This is a genomic window from Desulfosporomusa polytropa (genome assembly GCF_055380075.1).
In genome coordinates this window covers 4,743,326-4,760,217 of record NZ_AP042400.1, presented here as the reverse complement: position 1 = coordinate 4,760,217, position 16,892 = coordinate 4,743,326, and the positions used below count along the sequence as shown (strand labels likewise).

Genomic DNA, 16,892 nt, shown 5'->3' with positions numbered 1-16,892 from the left:
CTATAGGGCTATAGTCCTGTTTTAATTAACCGGCTCATACCGAATCTCCCAGGTCAGCGTGCCTTTACGGCTAGCATCCCTAAAAATAGGCCGTTCGTGCATGCTATATCCTATTACTACAATTTCTACAGCTCTCTTATCTGCTGAAAATTTTTTATTTTTTGTACCAGGATATACTTTTTCAACCTCACCATTTTCCCATACAATTGTAATTACTGATTTATCGGCATGCTCGCCAGTCGCTTGGAAATTAACAATCGATATGTCTTGAGCGGCTCGTCCGCCAATAGCCTGCCGCAATTCTTTTTTCCCTTCAAAAGCTACCTCTGTTCCCCGAATAATCCGCAACGATGGCAGCGGTATAATCGTAACTTTATTAGCGAAGTCCTCGGTATCTGCTACGCTATTTTCAGGAATAGTAGCGTGCTTTTCCATTCCTAAGAATAGCATATAGGCGATTACTACCACTATCAACATAGCAAGAGCGCCTGCTATGAAACTTTTCCACGACTGTATCATAAACCCCACCTGCCTTATAAAAAACATATCTACTTCATTGCTTCAAATGCCGACTCTCTTTGTACTGATATTTTGAGTATAACATTAAACTATAAAAGAAGGAATGGCTCCTTTAATAGGAACATTCCTTCTTTTTTACTCGATAATACCTTCGCCAACCTTATTAAATCAGCACGCTACTTATGTCTGCTGCCCTTATTACTATCAGACTCAACCACTTTTTTGTTATCTATTTTATTGCCAGTATTGCCAGTATCTGAACAGCATTTAATCTTGTTCCCGCTGCTGTTCCGTTCTTGCTCTTGGGGTAATTTACTTTCAACAGAGAACTCTTCCGCGGTTTCAAACTGCATCTGCGTAGTGCGCAGCCCCTGACTAACCCAACTCTCTGCGCTTCTTACGTCTACCTGCGCTAGTCTCTTTCCAAACTTCTTATTAACCACATACATCAGCGAAAACAAAGCGACAAACCCCACCCCAGCGAACAGCCCCGCCCCTTGCCCGGGAATTAACGGCATACTAGCAATGATACCCACAATACTTAGCAAGGCCACCCAGGAGGTAACAGGAAACCCGGGAAGCTGACATTTTCCCTGAGGCGGACATCCCTGCTGCTTCCTCAATTTATAGTGTGTTGCCAAAATAATCAAGTAGGAAAAAAGCAAGGCAAACCCACCCGAACTAACTAAAAAGAGATATACCTGTGCTGGCAGCAACAACCCGAGACCAAGCCCGCCAAGCATGGCCGCACCCGAAAAAACAATACCGCGATAGGGGATATCGCCTTTATCTCTCACCCAGGACGGCGCATGACCTTCATCAGCCAGTGACCGCAGCATTCGCCCTAACCCAAACATGGCAGCCAGCATGGTTGATAGAATGGCCGTCACCAGCACAATGTTAATTGCATTACTGGCCCACCCTAAGTTCCAGGCTGTTAGTGCGGTTACCAAGGGACTTTGGTCTGGTGTCAATGCCGTAGTTGGGACAAGCAGCAATAAAGCCGTGATAGCAGTTACATATAAACCGACTAAACCAAAAACAGTATAGGTAATTGCTTGCGGCACTGTTTTATCCGGCCTGGCAGTTTCCGATGCAGCTAGTCCAATAATCTCAAAGCCTGCATAGGAAAACATAACAATCAACATACTCCCTGCAATGCCGCCAAGCCCTGTCGGGAATATCGGTTCTGTCACCAAGCCTCCTGCTTTGTCTTGCGCAGTCCCTGGCATTAACCCGCTAACAATGGCTACACTCAATACTACAAATCCGATAATGGCCAGTAGTTTTATCGCCGCAAGGCCCCCTTCCAACTTACTTAACCGATCGGCTCCAAACAGATTAAGAATGGTAACAACAATAATAACGGCTGCGCCAAGTACGGGAATAGAAACTCCCTGCAACCATGCTTGAAGCAACGATGATACAGCTATTGCCTCACTGGACATCGCCAGTACCATCCCTGTCCAGTATACCCACCCTACAATAAACCCAACAGCAGGGCCATACGCCTTTTCGGAAAATGTCCGAAAAGAACCTGGCGCTGGGTCAGCTACCGTCATTTCCGATAAAGCATACAGAATGGCATATACGAGAGCACCGCCCATTACAAAGGACAGTATGATTGCCGGTCCCGCAGCACGAATAGCAACAGCCGACCCTAAAAAAAAGGAGCCTCCGATTACCGTGCCTAGCGCCATCATGGTTAATTGCCAAGCCGATAAACCCTCACTTTGCCTTTTCAACCTAGTTCCTCCCTTGTTGAGCTACTTATCTACATTTACAAGTATCTACCAAGGGAGGGTATGTTATAACCAAATTTTTGAAAAGTTGAATTCTGCTGTACCCAGCCCAAATAAACGACAGTACCAGTTAAAAATATCGGGTTGCTATCTTTACTGATACTATTTTAGAAATAAACAATATGATAGTTCTCCTGCCATAACGATATACTAAAATGACATTCTCACAAGTCGAAGTAGACTTAATCCGTTTTTAACCCGATTTGTAGGTTTTAATGGGATCATGTTGAATAGTATATTAAAAACTGAGGCCAACTTATAAAAAATCTATTTAATCAATATATATCTCTGAAAGGATGGGGTGTTTATGATACGAATTGGAGTAATTGGACAGTCTGGAGAGATACCGGAAGAAACATGTATACTTGCTGAAGAAATAGGCAAAGAAATTGCGTTACGCGGTGCAATTCTTCTTACTGGTGGAACAAGTGGGGTAATGGGAGCAGTATCGCGTGGAGCGAAACAAGCAAATGGACTGGTCGTGGGTATTCTTCCCGGTGATTCTGCGGAAGTTGCGAATGAGTATATCGATGTCCCGATTTCGACGGGATTGAGTTTTGACTATAGAAGCCTAATATTAGTACATTCTTCTGATGTAATCATCATGATCGCCGGCGGCAATGGTACGCTGGGCGAGTTATCTGCGGCATATTTAAATCGTAAGCCTATCGTAATTGTCGAAGCGTCTGGAGGTTGGGCCGCAAAAGTTCGGGGGATGGCCTATGACGGTTCCTATCTTGATGAACGAAAATGGGTCAAACTTGACTACGCCAATACTGCCAAGGAGGCACTTGATATTGCGTTGAGTCGGATTTGCAATAAAGATGCGCCAAAAAACAGCGAAATCCGCTAGTAACTAGGCTATCATTTTGACTAACTATCTGATCGGCGTGAATGAAAGCCGCCATTTTGTTTAGTAACGGCGGGCGGAGACGCCTTAACTGGCGGAAGTTTGCTTGTGGTTGCCGGTTCCTTTTCCGCAGGCGAACCCTTAGTCGCCCGTTCTATTAAATAGTCAAAGGTATCATACATTTGAGCAATGGTGTAAGTAATCGTTATGTTGACACTCATAGTTTCACCATTAATGGTAAAATCAGATTCTGCAATAAGTCCTTTTAGCTTATCTGCCAACAGCAGGAGCAGACTCTTATTCGTGGTATTCGAGATGGCAATAAAGCTTGCTCCGTGCCACCGGCCGATAATATCAGAAGAGCTGATGGCAGTTGACAAAGTTTTTGCAACCATTTTTAGTATTTTGTCGCCTCTTGAAACGCCATACATATCGTTGATCGCTCGAAATCCAATAATGTTGATATATAAGATAGCAAATACTTTCCCCGTATCCGACATTTTTGTCAGCATGGTTTGCAGTCTGTTCTCAAGATATTGTTTACTGAATAATTCAGAAAGAGAGTCAATATAGGCTGCCTGTGTTAAAGCGTTCATTTTAGCCTGTCCTAACTTTTGACGAGTGTTATCGGTGATTAACTCAATAAATCCCGTAATATGGTCGGCTTTATCATAGACAGGGAAGGTTCTGATGGTGACCGGAACTAGATGCCCATCTTTGTGGGAAATAAATGCAAACACTTCCTGCATCTTTTTTTCTTCGATAATTTTTGTGATTAGGCATTGTTTTTCACAAAGCTGCTCGCCATTTAAATCTGTATGGGATATGATATTACAACACTTTTGCATAGCGATTTCATCGAATTGATAACCGGTGATTGTTTCAGCGCCGCTATTACAATACTGAATATTTTTATTTAAATCAGTGAAGTAAACACCTTCATCCAGATAATCCAGGATATTTTTTAGAGAAAGATTAAAATAATTGTCCATGATTGCGCCTCCTCCATTTACCAATTAACGATAAATTTCAACAAAAATCAGAAAATTCCTGTTTTTTTTAGTTTGCTAAATTGGAAAATAAGGAGTTACTGAAATACACGGAGAGGGGTTTTACTTTTGGCATCGCCCCAAAAGTAACAAAAGGTCTAGGCCCTAAGCCTCCAAAAGCTGAAAAGCCGGGCGATATTCCTAAAATCCGTAAACTCGCTACGCTCAAACAGTACGGATTTTTTAACGGAATACCGCCCGGCTTTTCTCCTGCGGAACGCTTTTTCCGACAAAGGCCGAGGGGTTACGGGAGGTGGCGGTACTATCTTGGGGGCTTTGAATTATACCTTCTCGGTAAAACTACCCAGTTTAATGGCCGGGAACTTGCTTGTGAGGGTTTTGAGAAAATTCTTTACGCCACCAGCCTGGCCACCGGCAGGCATAGCTGTCAAAAAAACGTCCGGATCAAAGTTAAGATTTCTAAGCTGAATCATATCTACGCCGGTTTCGCTTAAGAATTCGAGCCAAGCTGCCTGTTCCTCGTCTCTGTCATTGAGTCCAGGGAATAGCAGCATGTTTAGTGATACATACACACCATTCTGTTTGGCATAAGCAATGGAATGCTTAACGTCATCAAGGCTGTACTTGGCTTGGTAATACGCTTGGTAGGTGTCTGGCAAAGCACTAATAATACTTACCCGCATACTATCTAACCCGGCATCCACAATGGTTTGGATGCCCTGCGTAAATCCGGCGTTAGTGTTGATGTTGATTTGGCCTCGAGATGTTTTATTACGCACCAGCTTGATGCCTGCGGCAATGGACTCAGCGGCCATCGAAGGCTCACCTTCACAACCCTGCCCAAAACTAATGATGGGTTCTGGCGCATGAGTTAGGTGGTAAATACCAATAGCCGCAATTTCTTCTGGTGTAGGCGCAAAGGTAATGCGACTCTGCGGAGCAGGACAGCATTCGGCGGGTTGCAAGGAAATACAACCTAGACAATTGGCATTGCAGGCCGGGCTAACCGGGACACCGGCTTCCCAGCGTCGGTAAAACAGGTTTTGCGCAGTACAACAATGCCAGGTAAGTGAGCAGTTCGCCAAATGCTCTACCAGACGGTTGTCTGGCAAATCACGTTTTACCTGGGCAACTCGCTTCTTTAAGTCTGGCGTGTTATAACGATAGGGATGCCATTTGGCGTTATCTGCTGTTTTAACTGCAGCCACATAGATTTCATCATTGAACAAAGCAGCCGCAGTATAGCCATACAGCGGTAACTGCGGTGCTTTGGCCTGACGTTCGTAGGCTGGCAATAAAGTACGGGTATAGCCAACAGGCAACATCGCCGCCACAGCTAAGCGGCCTTTGAGCATTTGGGGCGTATCCCCTTTCATCTGTAGTGCGTTACGTCCTGGCAGAAACATTAGTTCCGCGCCTTCTGGCAGGGGAATCATGTCGTCCGGTTGTAAGGCGCGATAGTCTTGTCCTTGGCAACCAACCGCATGGCAGCCGGGAGCATCAAATATCTCACCATTTTTATCTGCATAGAGTGTTGTAATCATAATTTTTTACCCTTTGTTAAATTTATTCATAGCCTTGTTGAAACCCTCTTTGATAATACACTCCACCGCGTCAGCCGCCTGGCTGATGGCCTCGCTAATACCAGGGGCTTCCTCCGGCGTAAACCGTCCAAGCACATAGTTGGCTGTTTCCCAGCCCACAGGCGGCCGACCAATCCCAATGCGAATTCGGGAAAAATCATCTTTGCCTGATTCATAGAGCAAGGATTCAATACCACGGTGCCCGCCGGAACCACCTTTGAGTCTAAGCCGCAGTTTCCCTGTCGGCAAATCCAGGTCATCATAAATAACAATAATATCCTCATAGGATACCTTATAAAATGCCGCCAGCGGCACTACCGCCCGACCACTTAAATTCATAAAGGTTTGAGGTTTTACCAATAATATGGTTTCCTCACCCCGGTATTCAGCCACTGCGGCATTATGGCGCTCACGCCAGGACGATACCGTCCATCGCTCAGCCAGCTTATCTACCGCCATAAAACCAATATTGTGGCGGGTGGCGCTATATTCTTGTCCGGGGTTACCCAGACCAACTACAATTTTCATTTACTCCTCCGACACTTTGAGAATTTCATCAACAGTAACAAATTTGTAGCCCTGCGCTACTAAGTTGTCAATGATTATGCAGGTAGCCGCCACCGTCTGCTCACGCGGCAAAGCGGCAGCAATACCATCACCATCATGGAGCAGAATGATTGAGCCATTTCGTACCTTACCTAACGTTCGCTCGGCAATAACTTCGGCTCCAGGATTTACCCAGTCGCGGCTGGACACTGACCATTCAACCACCTTTAGCTGATACTCGGCCATAGTATCCATCACAACAGCATCACGGAAACCATGCGGTGGCCGCATGACATGCGGTATATAGCCAACAGCACTGGCAATTGCCTCATTCGTCTGTGTTATCTCTGTTATAATTGCTTGGCGGTCAAGTTTTAGCAAATCCACATGATTATAGGTGTGGTTGCCCAGTTGATGGCCTTCGGCGGCAATCCGTCTGATTAATTCTGGATATTTGGCGGCATTTTGACCAATTACAAAAAAAGTAGCTGGTACTTGCCGTTCTTTTAGCACATCCAAAATTTTACCAGTATAGGGCGGATAGGGCCCATCATCAAAGGTAAGCGCTACCAGCTTCTGACTTGTCCGGCTTTCCGAAAATACCGGACCATAAAAATGATTAGCTGGCAATACAGCATTCAAGGTTAAAATAAAGCCGGCAATAATGCCAAGAATAGCTACGCTAAGCCCCAGCCGTACTGGTCGTCTAAGTATCCGCAGATAGTCAAAAAGCAAGCTGATAATCACTACTATCGTGAGCAATCCCAGCATGCTAATAAGGCGGACATTGGTATCAATCATGGTATAGTAACCCCGTTTCCGGAGATTTCTTTAAACATGATAAGCCAGGGTCCCTGAGAATCATAGGTAGTCCCCCCCGGATAGTAACCTAATTTTTCATAAACCCGGATAGCCGGATGATTATCTGGCCGTACTTCCAAGCGTACTCTTTGCACCTTATTATCCTTAAAGTACTTGTCGGCTTCAGCCATCAGTGCGCTGGCAATACCCTGGCCGCGGGCGCTTGGCGCGACAGCAATGGATAAAATGCGAGCGCTGGCTGCCTTACCAGGAGTAGCGGCAGAACGAAGAAAAGCCAGTTTGTTAAGCACAATGATTTTGACAGGGTTTAGACCAAAGCCATATTGGCCTGTAAGCCAGCGCCAGGCCCACTTCATTAGGTGCCCGTCGATAAGAGCCTGCCACCAAAGTCGGCTTAAGATCACCGGGGCAAAACAATATCCCAGCACTTCTCCGGCTTGGTTTTTAGCAAGTAAGGCTGCTGACGGCTCTGCCTGATAAACCAGTGTAAACACATCCTGCATGGCCTGCGGTTTAGGCAAACGGCCGCCGCAATGATGCAGTACACTGTCCATAAAACTTTCGGTAAACAGTCGGGCAATATCCGGCACATCTATCAGCCGGGCCCGCACAATTACATATTTATTCATATAGAAGTTTATTTGCAAATAGGGCGCGATATTCGCGCCCTATTTGCGTACCTCCCATTATAGCCAGTGAGATTGCCACCTACGCTCACAATGACCGAAGTGATAACTTAATCGTCAAACAGCTTGCTAACCGATAATTCGCCAAAAATCCGAATGATGGCTTCACCAAGAAGCGGAGCTACCGACAACACCTTAATCTTGGGAGAGCGAGTTGCCTCTGACATCGGAATGGTATTAGTAACAATAAGTTCAGTAATATTGGATTTTTCAATGCGTTCTACTGCAGGATCGCTTAATACGGCATGGGTACAGCAAGCATATACGGCTTTAGCACCCATTCTGGCCAAAGCGTTTGCCCCCTCGGTCAAGGAACCGGCTGTATCGACAATATCATCGACGATAACCGCGGTTTTGCCCTCTACATTACCGATTAGATTCATAACTTCAGCTACACCAGGAGCTGGACGACGCTTTTCAATAATAGCAATCGGCGCATGCATCCGATCGGCAAACAACCGTGCTCTTGATACGCCGCCAAGGTCAGGCGATACTATAACAAGGTCTTGCAAATGTAAAGACATAATATATTCAGCCAGCGTAGGAACGCCTGGCAAATTATCCACCGGAATATCAAAGAAACCTTGGATCTGCCCGGCATGTAAATCCATAGTAACAACCCGGGTAGCGCCAGCTACTGTCAGGAGATTCGCCATTAGCTTGGCCGAGATTGGCTCACGACCACGCGTTTTCCTGTCCTGACGGGCATAAGCATAGTAGGGAATAACAGCAGTGATATTTTTGGCCGAAGCCCGTTTTACTGCATCAATCATGATTAATAGTTCCATCATATTGTCATTGACCGGCTGGCTTGTCGGCTGAACAATAAACACATCTGTGCCGCGCACACTTTCGTCGATCATTACCTGAATTTCACCATTGTTAAATTTACCAACAAAGGCATCGCCCACTGTCAGTCCAAGATAGGCGGCAATCTCCTTGGCCAATACCGGGTTGGCGTTGCCACTAAATATTCGCAATCTCTTTGTATCTTCCATTTATCTTACCTCCGCTGTTTTTCCGCCCAGCCCTCAATATTATTTTGACGCGCGCGCGCTACTCCCAGAGAACCGGGGGGAACGTTTTTGGTAATGGTCGAACCGGCAGCCACATAAGCGCCACTGCCAACTGTCACTGGCGCTACCAAATTGGTATTGCAGCCAATAAATGCATCATCTTCAATTGTTGTACGATGTTTATGTTTACCGTCATAGTTCACGGTAATCGTGCCTGACCCAATGTTGACGCCAGAACCCATATCGGTATCACCAATATAGCTAAGATGCGGTAACTTACTTTTTTCACCGACAACGCTGTTCTTTACTTCAACAAAATTGCCAACCTTCACTCCATCTTTGAGCCAGGTATCGGGCCTCAGGTGTACATAAGGACCAACAATCACATGATTACCCACCGTACAGTCATGGGTATAACTAAAATGAATGGTAGTCTCATCCCCTACGGTGGTATTGCTCAAACGGGTATTGGGACCAATTAAGCAATTGGCACCAATTTTACTCTGCCCCTCAATCCAGGTAAACGGATAAATAATGGTATCCGGTCCGATCTCAACCTGGGTATCAATAAAAGTGCTGCTGGTATCCATAATCGTAACACCGTTTTCCATTAGGTCATCAAGTTTGCGCCGCCGAATAATATTTTCAGCCTCTGCCAGTTGCAGACGGGAATTTATCCCTAGCGTTTCGCGGTAATCATCTGCTTGTACTGCCCATACTTTTTTGCCCTGTTTGTTTAAAATTGCGATAACATCAGTCAGGTAATACTCGCCTTGGGCATTATTACAGGTCAACCCATCCAGTGCCGCCAACAATTCCCTGGCCGCAAAACAATAAATGCCGGTATTAATCTCACCTACCGCGAGCTCTGCCGGACTGGCATCTTTTTGTTCCACAATTTTTTCCACCTGTCCGGCTGAATTACGAATGACCCGCCCATACCCTGCCGGATCAAGCATGACTGCTGTAAGTACCGTAGCGGCAGCGTGGGCCTTACCATGCTCAGCATACAGCTTGGCCAACAAGTCTCCGGTCAAAAGCGGCGTATCGCCACATAATACCATAACCGTGCCAGCAAAATCACTTAGTTCTCTCCGGGCCTGCATCACTGCATGCCCTGTCCCTAGCTGCTCAGTCTGAACAACAAATTCGGCCTGACCAGCTAACGCATCAGCTACACTTTGCGCGCCAAAGCCTATGACGACAACTTTCTTGTCAGCCCCCGCGAACCTGGCTGCATCAAGCACCTGCTGAACCATTGGTTTGCCGCCTACCTGGTGGAGAACCTTAGGTAAGGCTGATTTCATCCGAGTGCCTTTGCCGGCTGCCAGGATGATAGCCATCAAATTTGACATCAATATACCTCCATTCCTGACTGCTTATCAAGCAATTCAGGCTCGGTCTTGAGTGAACTATTCTCCTTTCGACACTAAAATGCAAATTCCTCCAGCAACTAAAAATAAAGTGGGATGTACTATAAAAGAAGAAGAGCGTCTCCCTACTAGCCTGATGTTAATACCGGTCTAATGTCTGTTACCTTAGTATGTTCATCAACATCATGTAAAATAAGCAGTGATAAGTAGTCTTCCACTAATTTATGTTCAGGTTCGGCGGTAGCTACCAACACACCGATGCCGGCAACTTTAGCCCCCACTTCTTGGGCTAGCGCGACCATGCCACTCGCCGTAGCACCGGCTTTCATAAAATCATCAATAATCAGTACCTTGGCACCACTAGGCACCGCCCGCTTAGGGAGCGACATGGTTTGAATACGTTTAGAAGAACCGGAAACATAATTTATACTGACAGCTGATCCCTCAGTCACCTTGCTGCCGTGTCTTACGGTAATAAGCGGCAGATCAAATGCCCGCGCGGTCATAAAGGCTAGGGGAATGCCTTTAGTCTCCACTGTCAAAATGTAATTGGGCTCCAAATGCGCCAGCCGCTCCATAAATATTTCTCCCACTTTAACCATCAAATGGGGGGTAAATAACAGGTCTGACATATATAAAAAACCACCAGGAATAATACGGTCAGGTTCAGCTAGCCGACAGGCCAGCTCCTGTAAAAGTTTATCCGTATCTCTGGTTGATACTTTGGGAATAAACCGGACACCGCCTGCCGCTCCGGCTACCGTCTCAATTGTCCCTAACCCGAAATGACCCATGGTTTCTTTTATAGTTGTAATATCCTCACATACGGTTGACTTGGCAGCCCCAAACAGCTCACTAAACTGACTAAGTGAAAATAAGTGCCGAGGCCGATCAGTCATAATCTTGGTCAACGCAGCTATTCGCTCCATTTTCCGTACTTTATCCATGTTTACTTCCTCCACGATCAGGGAAATACCGAATATTATCTCCTAAATATATTTTTTTATTCACATTCTCTATAGAGCGCACAATTCCTGCCACTTATAAAAATTTTGTATTATGGCAATTAAAAAAACGCGGGAACTATTCCGCGTTCAATTAGCAGGTTTGGGAAAACCAGCTTCTTACTAACTCCAAATCACTTGGCTTATCTACATCAATGCCCAATTCCGCATAGGGGGAGCAAATCACCGCACCCTTAATCCCCAGAATATCACTTACCCGAGCTTCTACCTGCGTTAGCCTCAGTGTCCCTACAATAAACTGCACCACAAAAGTCCAACCTAATAAGCAGCATAGCCTAATAGGGTTTTTCCGATTGGCAATAATACGCTCGGCAACTTGTACACATTGCGGAACAATCCGGGGATTAACAAGAAAGATGTTTCCCCCGGTAAATGTTCCTTCTTTTAAGCGGACATAGGTTCGTTTATTACCTGGGAAACGGCGTTCATGATCACGCTGAGCAACAACAGGATAATATACATCTGCACTCACGTTGGCACATTGGCTAAGAAAATCATCAATAGCCGCCGGGGTCAGTAACGGAATATCAGCAGTTACCACCAATGTCAGGTTTTCATGTCCTAATGCCTTCATACCTAAGCTGATGGTTTCCATAATTGTCTGGCCGCCATTTAGGATGACAGTCTTTTCCGGGAAAGAGCATTTGCCCAGTTCTTCAGCCGGACCGGCAACAAAAATGCGGGAAATGTGACTGCTGGCCGCAAGTGCCCTAGCCACAAACTCCACCATTGGTTTGCCGTCAATATCAATCAGGGCCTCGTAAGACTGCGCTGTATAGCGGTTTAAATGCTCATTATTTTCTCCACCAGCCAGGATTATGGCATCATACATTAAGTTACACTCCTTTTGCAATGTTAGGCCTGACGGCGTTCGTTCAACTCCTGCAATAATGTCTGTTCTGAATTCTCCATATGCTCGCGAGCAATTTGCTGAGCCAACTCGGTATTGCGGTCAGCAATAGCCTCTACCAATTGACGGTGTTCTTCTATCGATACTTTCATCCGCCCCGGATACTGTATAGAGATCGAGCGAAACCGGGTAATCTGCTCTCTAAGATTATTGATAATGCCTACTAACCGATCATTACGGCTGGCCTTATATAAGACATCATGAAATTGGCTGTCAACTTCAACTATTTTATCAATATCGTCTCCCTCGATTAATTTACCAATTTCCACCAGGAGTCGTTCCAGTTGTTCCAATTCATCTTCCGTAATACGCTCAACCGCAAGACCTGCAGCCAAAACATCAAGTGCAGTACGTATTTCGAAGACCTCATTAATGTCTTTAATTGACAGATCCGCCACATAGGTTCCCCGCCGGGGAATCATAATAACAAAGCCTTCCAGCTCCAATTTACGAATGGCTTCTCGCACCGGTGTCCGACTTACCCCTAGTTCTTCTGCTAGTTGAATTTCCATCAACCGCTCACCGGGGTTTAACGTTCCATTAACAATGGCCTCGCGTAATGTTTCTGCTACCACTTCTCTAAGCGGTTTATAGCTGTCTAATCTAATAGGTACTAATCGCCTCTCCACAATCACTCCACCTTTGAAACTGTTTCTGCCACAAATATTTCAGGTATGCCCTCAGCCTTTAGCTGATCAGCAATAGCCTCTGCCTGCTCTTGGCAATGAGCAAGACCAAATACGGTTGGCCCACTACCAGACATGAGGGCTGCCATAGCTCCGTATTTGAGCATAGAATCTTTAATCTTAGCAATTTCCGGGTATACGGGAATAGTAACACTCTCCAACACATTAACCAAATTTTGGGCTACCCCCGCCAAGCTGCCTTCAGCAAGGTAGTTACGCATAGCTGCAATATCCGGACGCCGCATAACTTTGTCCGCTTTGAACTGCTGATACACCCAGGCAGTAGGCACTGCAATTGCCGGCTTAGCAAGCACAATATAACAGTTTTTGAGCGGCGGCAACGGTTCGAGTAGTTCTCCCCGCCCGGTTGCCAGCATGGTACTGTTATACAAACAAAATGGCACATCCGAACCAAGCTGGGCAGCAAGCTTACTCAGCTCGTCCAAACTCAGATTAAGTTCCCATAAGCTATTTAGTCCCTTAAGCACCGCGGCGGCATCTGCACTGCCACCAGCTAAGCCTGCCGCCAATGGAATCTGTTTGTCCAACTTGATATGAACCCCTTGTTTTACGGACGCATACGGCTTGAGCAGAGCAGCCGCCCGATAAGCCAAGTTGCTGGCATCTGCGGGTAACCCGGCAATATTGACACTCAATACAATATCGTTTGGCTGACTGGTTAACGTTACCGTATCAGCAAGCCGAACGGCCTGCATAATCATAGTTACTTCATGGTAGCCGTCAGGGCGTTTATAGAGGACATCTAGCGCCAAATTGATCTTAGCATAAGCATTAAGTATTAGCATACCCTGTCCTTATACGGCAAGCTGCTTCAACGTAATGGTCTCTTGTGAAGTCAACACTTGATCAATTTCAAGCAGGATAAGTAACCGGTCCTCTAGTTTACCTACGCCTTGAATATATTTGGCATCCAAAATAAACGACGGGGGCGGCGGCTCTACATCAGCAGCCGCTATCTGAACTACTTCAGCAACCGCATCGACAATAACGCCAACCGTCTCGCCGTCTATCTCCACAATAATAATCCGACTGTCATCATTGTATTCAGAAACGGCAAGTGTAAAACGTTTCCTGAGGTCTATTACCGGAATAATCTGACCGCGCAAGTTTATGATGCCTTCCATAAACGGAGGCGTTTGCGGCAATTTGGTAATAGGCACCAGACGGTTTATTTCTTGCACTTTGGTAATTGGTAACCCATATTCTTCCTGGGCCAATCGAAAAATTACCAGTTGGAACTCTTGATCAACAATTGCATCATTTTTTCCCATCCTTGACACCTCCACAAGCAGTTTATAATATATATATTCTACCTGTTCGGGTAGTTGCCTGCAACTGCCAATTTGCTTTCTACATTTTTTTCCTTATCCTTTGCCCCCGATACCGGCAACTACCAATTGACGATCGTCCGGTTTGCATAGGCAGTCAGACGTTTGTTGTTGCTCAAACCCTGCAATCGTAGTCATTACAGCATCATAGTTTTCATAAAAAACAGCAATCAAATCATCGGCTGCGGCTTGCTTCAAGGCGGCAGTCACTGCCGCGGATTCATCAAGAATAGTGGTTACTTGCATAGGCGTAAGGCCTGCTTCTAAAGCGCCTTGCAGCAGCAAGGCCGCGGTCTCACCCGGCTGCCGCCCGCGCAAATCACCATCTTCTTTAACGTAGATACTGTCAAATCCCTGACCAGCAGCCCTGCCAAGACTAATAATAACATCATCCCTCCGGTCACCGGGAGCTGCAATAACTCCAATTAACCTTCGCGGCTTAAGTCGCCGCAAGGTACTTGCCAATGCCTGACAACCCGCCGGATTGTGAGCATAATCAACACAAACCTGAAAACCGGCTATCGCCATCAGCATAAGCCGCCCTGGGTTTTGGTTAAATTCTGTCACGCCTTTACGAATAGCCTCTAGGGAAAGTTTCTGCGACCAGCAGGCAGCAACGCCAATAACCGCGTTTTGAATATTGTGATAAGCAAACCCATGCAAGGTAAGTGGAATATCCACAATGGCAATCAAAGCTTGCTCTTTTTTTCCATCGGCTAGATATATTGCACCATTTTTGACAAAACACGCCCTGCCGCCTTCCCCTAGATGACGGCGAACAATAATATTGTCAGACTGGGTACTAAAATAAATAATTTCACTCTTTGCCCGTACTTTGAGCGCTGCCACTCGACTGTCATCCGCATTTAAAAGCACAATACCGTCTGGTCGCACGCGTTCAATAACCAAGGATTTTATATAGGCTAAATCTTCAAGATCCTCAATACCGTCTTGACCAATATGATCTTCAGTAATATTGGTAATTATGCCGACATTCGCAAAATCATAGCCCAAGCCACCTCGAACGATACCACCACGAGCCACCTCCAGCACCGCCGCCTCCACCGCAGGGTCAGACAATAGCATAGTTGTACTGGTCGGACCAGTCGTGTCGCCTTGCGCGATACACTCCTGATCCACATAAATGCCGCTAGATGTGGTCATACCTGTTTTATAACCAGCTTGCCTAAAGATATGAGCAATAAGCCTTGTTACTGTGGTTTTCCCATTTGTACCAGTAACGGCTACTATCGGTATCCGGCCATCAGCCTTATCAGGAAATAAATAATCAATAATGGCCGCGCCCACATCATGAGCCAGCCCTGAGCTTGGATACAGATGCATTCTAAGGCCGGGTGCAGCATTAATTTCGATAATGGCCCCCTGCCCGGCAGTCAATGGCTGACAAATATCTGGCATAACCAGGTCAACACCAGCCACATCTAAACCAGTAAGTCGTACTGCCCGTTCCACCAGTTTGATGGTCTCCGGGTGAATATCGGCAGTTACATCTTTAGATGTGGCACCAGTACTCAAGTTTGCATTGTCCCTGATATAAACAAGCTGTCTGGCAACAGGAACAGACGCTGCAGTTAGGCTTTGCCGGAACAAAGTCATAATAGCCGCGGTATCTAATTGCAGATAGGTTAGTGGTCGACTGTGACCATAGCCGCGCGCTGGGTCTAGATTAGCCAATTCTACAAGTTCTACAATTGTATGGATACCATCGCCAACAACATGAGCCGGTATCCGTTCAGCCCCTGCCGCCAGTTTACCATTAACAACACACAGTCGATACTGGCGACCTGCTACATATTCTTCTACTAACACCCGTTCATCATACTCTGCAGCCAACTGATAGGCTCGTTCCACCTCAGCTGTATTAAAAATATTTAGTGTAACCCCCTTCCCGTGATTACCATTGACAGGTTTCAAGACAACCGGTGCACCGATCGTAGTAAAAGCAGCTATAGCCTCCGTCAAATCTGTAACAATATAGCCCATCGGTACAGGCACGGCATTTTGCCGCAACAATGTATTGGTAAGAAACTTATCTCCCACCAAATCAACAGCCAGCGAACTTGTCTGGCCTGTAATCGTGGCCCAAACCCGCTGCTGCTTATTGCCATAACCAAGAATAAGAAAATGTGCTTCATAATCGGGACGTAAAACAGGAATACTCCGCCGCCGCGCTGCTTCATAAATGGCCGCTGTACTTGGTCCTAATCTGTTCTCTTCCCCAATGTTCTTCAGCATCGCCACTGCCTCTGGTACATTAAAATCGTGCCCTTTAAGCACAGCCATGAGTAAGCAATAGGCACTCTCAGCGGCAGCTAACCCTACCTGCCCTGACCTACAGCCAAAAACAACATGATAAACACCACGGCGACCAGACCCACGGGTCTTACCAAAGGCAGAAGCATACTCTTGACCGCACAATGACTGTAGTTCAAGCGCCACATGCTCAAAAATATGTGCTAAATAGGTTCCTTCCTGTAAACGTTCCACAAAACCACCAGGGTAACCCCGCGAGCAGCTATGCTTGCTGAGTCCTGGCAATAATGCTAATAAACACGTGACAAAACCGTCTATACCATTGCTGGCTATATCTTCATAGCTACCAATATCAATGGTTGCTTTAATGACAGGGCGGTAACTGTAAATGTTAGCTCCAGCAATAAAGCGTGTAGACAATAATTTCATGTTGCAATCCCC

General features: G+C 46.0%; 16 protein-coding genes. 1 reads left to right on the top strand and 15 read right to left on the bottom strand.

Going from position 1 to position 16,892, the window contains the following annotated elements:
• Positions 1-21: 21 nt before the first annotated feature.
• Together ACZ449_RS23915 and ACZ449_RS23910 are read right to left on the bottom strand one after the other, a co-directional pair.
• Positions 22-519, bottom strand: a complete 498-nt coding sequence (locus tag ACZ449_RS23915) for a hypothetical protein (protein ID WP_464258544.1) — start codon at positions 517-519, stop codon at positions 22-24.
• Positions 520-695: 176 nt separating this feature from the next.
• Positions 696-2,264: an amino acid permease gene (locus ACZ449_RS23910; protein WP_464258543.1), complete on the bottom strand. Its 1,569-nt coding sequence runs from the start codon at positions 2,262-2,264 to the stop codon at positions 696-698.
• A gap of 364 nt (positions 2,265-2,628) precedes the next feature.
• On the opposite strand from ACZ449_RS23910, the gene ACZ449_RS23905 reads away from it, so the two are divergent.
• Positions 2,629-3,174, top strand: a complete 546-nt coding sequence (locus ACZ449_RS23905) for a TIGR00725 family protein (RefSeq protein ID WP_464258542.1) — start codon at positions 2,629-2,631, stop codon at positions 3,172-3,174.
• 20 nt (positions 3,175-3,194) lie between these two features.
• Here the strand turns inward: ACZ449_RS23905 and ACZ449_RS23900 are convergent, their stop codons facing one another.
• The 13 genes from ACZ449_RS23900 to cphA form a co-directional block, all read right to left on the bottom strand.
• On the bottom strand, positions 3,195-4,163 hold the full coding sequence (locus tag ACZ449_RS23900) for a sensor domain-containing diguanylate cyclase (protein WP_464258541.1): 969 nt from the start codon (positions 4,161-4,163) through the stop codon (positions 3,195-3,197).
• Positions 4,164-4,501: 338 nt separating this feature from the next.
• Positions 4,502-5,725, bottom strand: coding sequence for a radical SAM family protein (locus tag ACZ449_RS23895; protein ID WP_464258540.1), 1,224 nt, complete (start codon positions 5,723-5,725; stop codon positions 4,502-4,504).
• A 6-nt stretch (positions 5,726-5,731) separates the two neighbouring features.
• Complete coding sequence (gene pth, locus ACZ449_RS23890; RefSeq protein WP_464258539.1) at positions 5,732-6,292, bottom strand: aminoacyl-tRNA hydrolase; 561 nt, start codon at positions 6,290-6,292, stop codon at positions 5,732-5,734.
• Positions 6,293-7,111 (bottom strand): polysaccharide deacetylase family protein, encoded by an 819-nt coding sequence (locus ACZ449_RS23885; RefSeq protein ID WP_464258538.1) that lies wholly within the window; start codon positions 7,109-7,111, stop codon positions 6,293-6,295. It abuts the gene before it with no gap.
• Positions 7,108-7,761: a GNAT family N-acetyltransferase gene (locus ACZ449_RS23880; protein ID WP_464258537.1), complete on the bottom strand. Its 654-nt coding sequence runs from the start codon at positions 7,759-7,761 to the stop codon at positions 7,108-7,110. The genes ACZ449_RS23885 and ACZ449_RS23880 overlap by 4 nt, the downstream gene beginning before the upstream one ends.
• A 107-nt stretch (positions 7,762-7,868) precedes the next feature.
• On the bottom strand, positions 7,869-8,816 hold the full coding sequence (locus ACZ449_RS23875; protein WP_464258536.1) for a ribose-phosphate diphosphokinase: 948 nt from the start codon (positions 8,814-8,816) through the stop codon (positions 7,869-7,871).
• A gap of 5 nt (positions 8,817-8,821) precedes the next feature.
• The gene (gene glmU, locus ACZ449_RS23870) at positions 8,822-10,189 is read right to left on the bottom strand and encodes a bifunctional UDP-N-acetylglucosamine diphosphorylase/glucosamine-1-phosphate N-acetyltransferase GlmU (RefSeq protein ID WP_464258535.1); all 1,368 of its coding nucleotides are present in this window, start codon (positions 10,187-10,189) and stop codon (positions 8,822-8,824) included.
• Positions 10,190-10,335: 146 nt separating this feature from the next.
• Positions 10,336-11,154, bottom strand: coding sequence for a pur operon repressor (gene purR / locus ACZ449_RS23865; protein ID WP_464258534.1), 819 nt, complete (start codon positions 11,152-11,154; stop codon positions 10,336-10,338).
• A 151-nt stretch (positions 11,155-11,305) separates the two neighbouring features.
• A complete protein-coding gene (locus tag ACZ449_RS23860; RefSeq protein ID WP_464258533.1) occupies positions 11,306-12,064 on the bottom strand; it encodes a nucleotidyltransferase family protein in 759 nt (252 codons plus the stop codon).
• Between the two features lie 23 nt (positions 12,065-12,087).
• Complete coding sequence (locus ACZ449_RS23855; RefSeq protein WP_464258532.1) at positions 12,088-12,771, bottom strand: GntR family transcriptional regulator; 684 nt, start codon at positions 12,769-12,771, stop codon at positions 12,088-12,090.
• Between the two features lie 2 nt (positions 12,772-12,773).
• Positions 12,774-13,634: a 4-(cytidine 5'-diphospho)-2-C-methyl-D-erythritol kinase gene (ispE, locus tag ACZ449_RS23850; protein ID WP_464258531.1), complete on the bottom strand. Its 861-nt coding sequence runs from the start codon at positions 13,632-13,634 to the stop codon at positions 12,774-12,776.
• A 9-nt stretch (positions 13,635-13,643) separates the two neighbouring features.
• Positions 13,644-14,120: a chemotaxis protein CheW gene (locus tag ACZ449_RS23845; RefSeq protein ID WP_464258530.1), complete on the bottom strand. Its 477-nt coding sequence runs from the start codon at positions 14,118-14,120 to the stop codon at positions 13,644-13,646.
• Between the two features lie 93 nt (positions 14,121-14,213).
• Positions 14,214-16,880: a cyanophycin synthetase gene (gene cphA / locus ACZ449_RS23840; protein WP_464258529.1), complete on the bottom strand. Its 2,667-nt coding sequence runs from the start codon at positions 16,878-16,880 to the stop codon at positions 14,214-14,216.
• Positions 16,881-16,892: the final 12 nt, after the last annotated feature.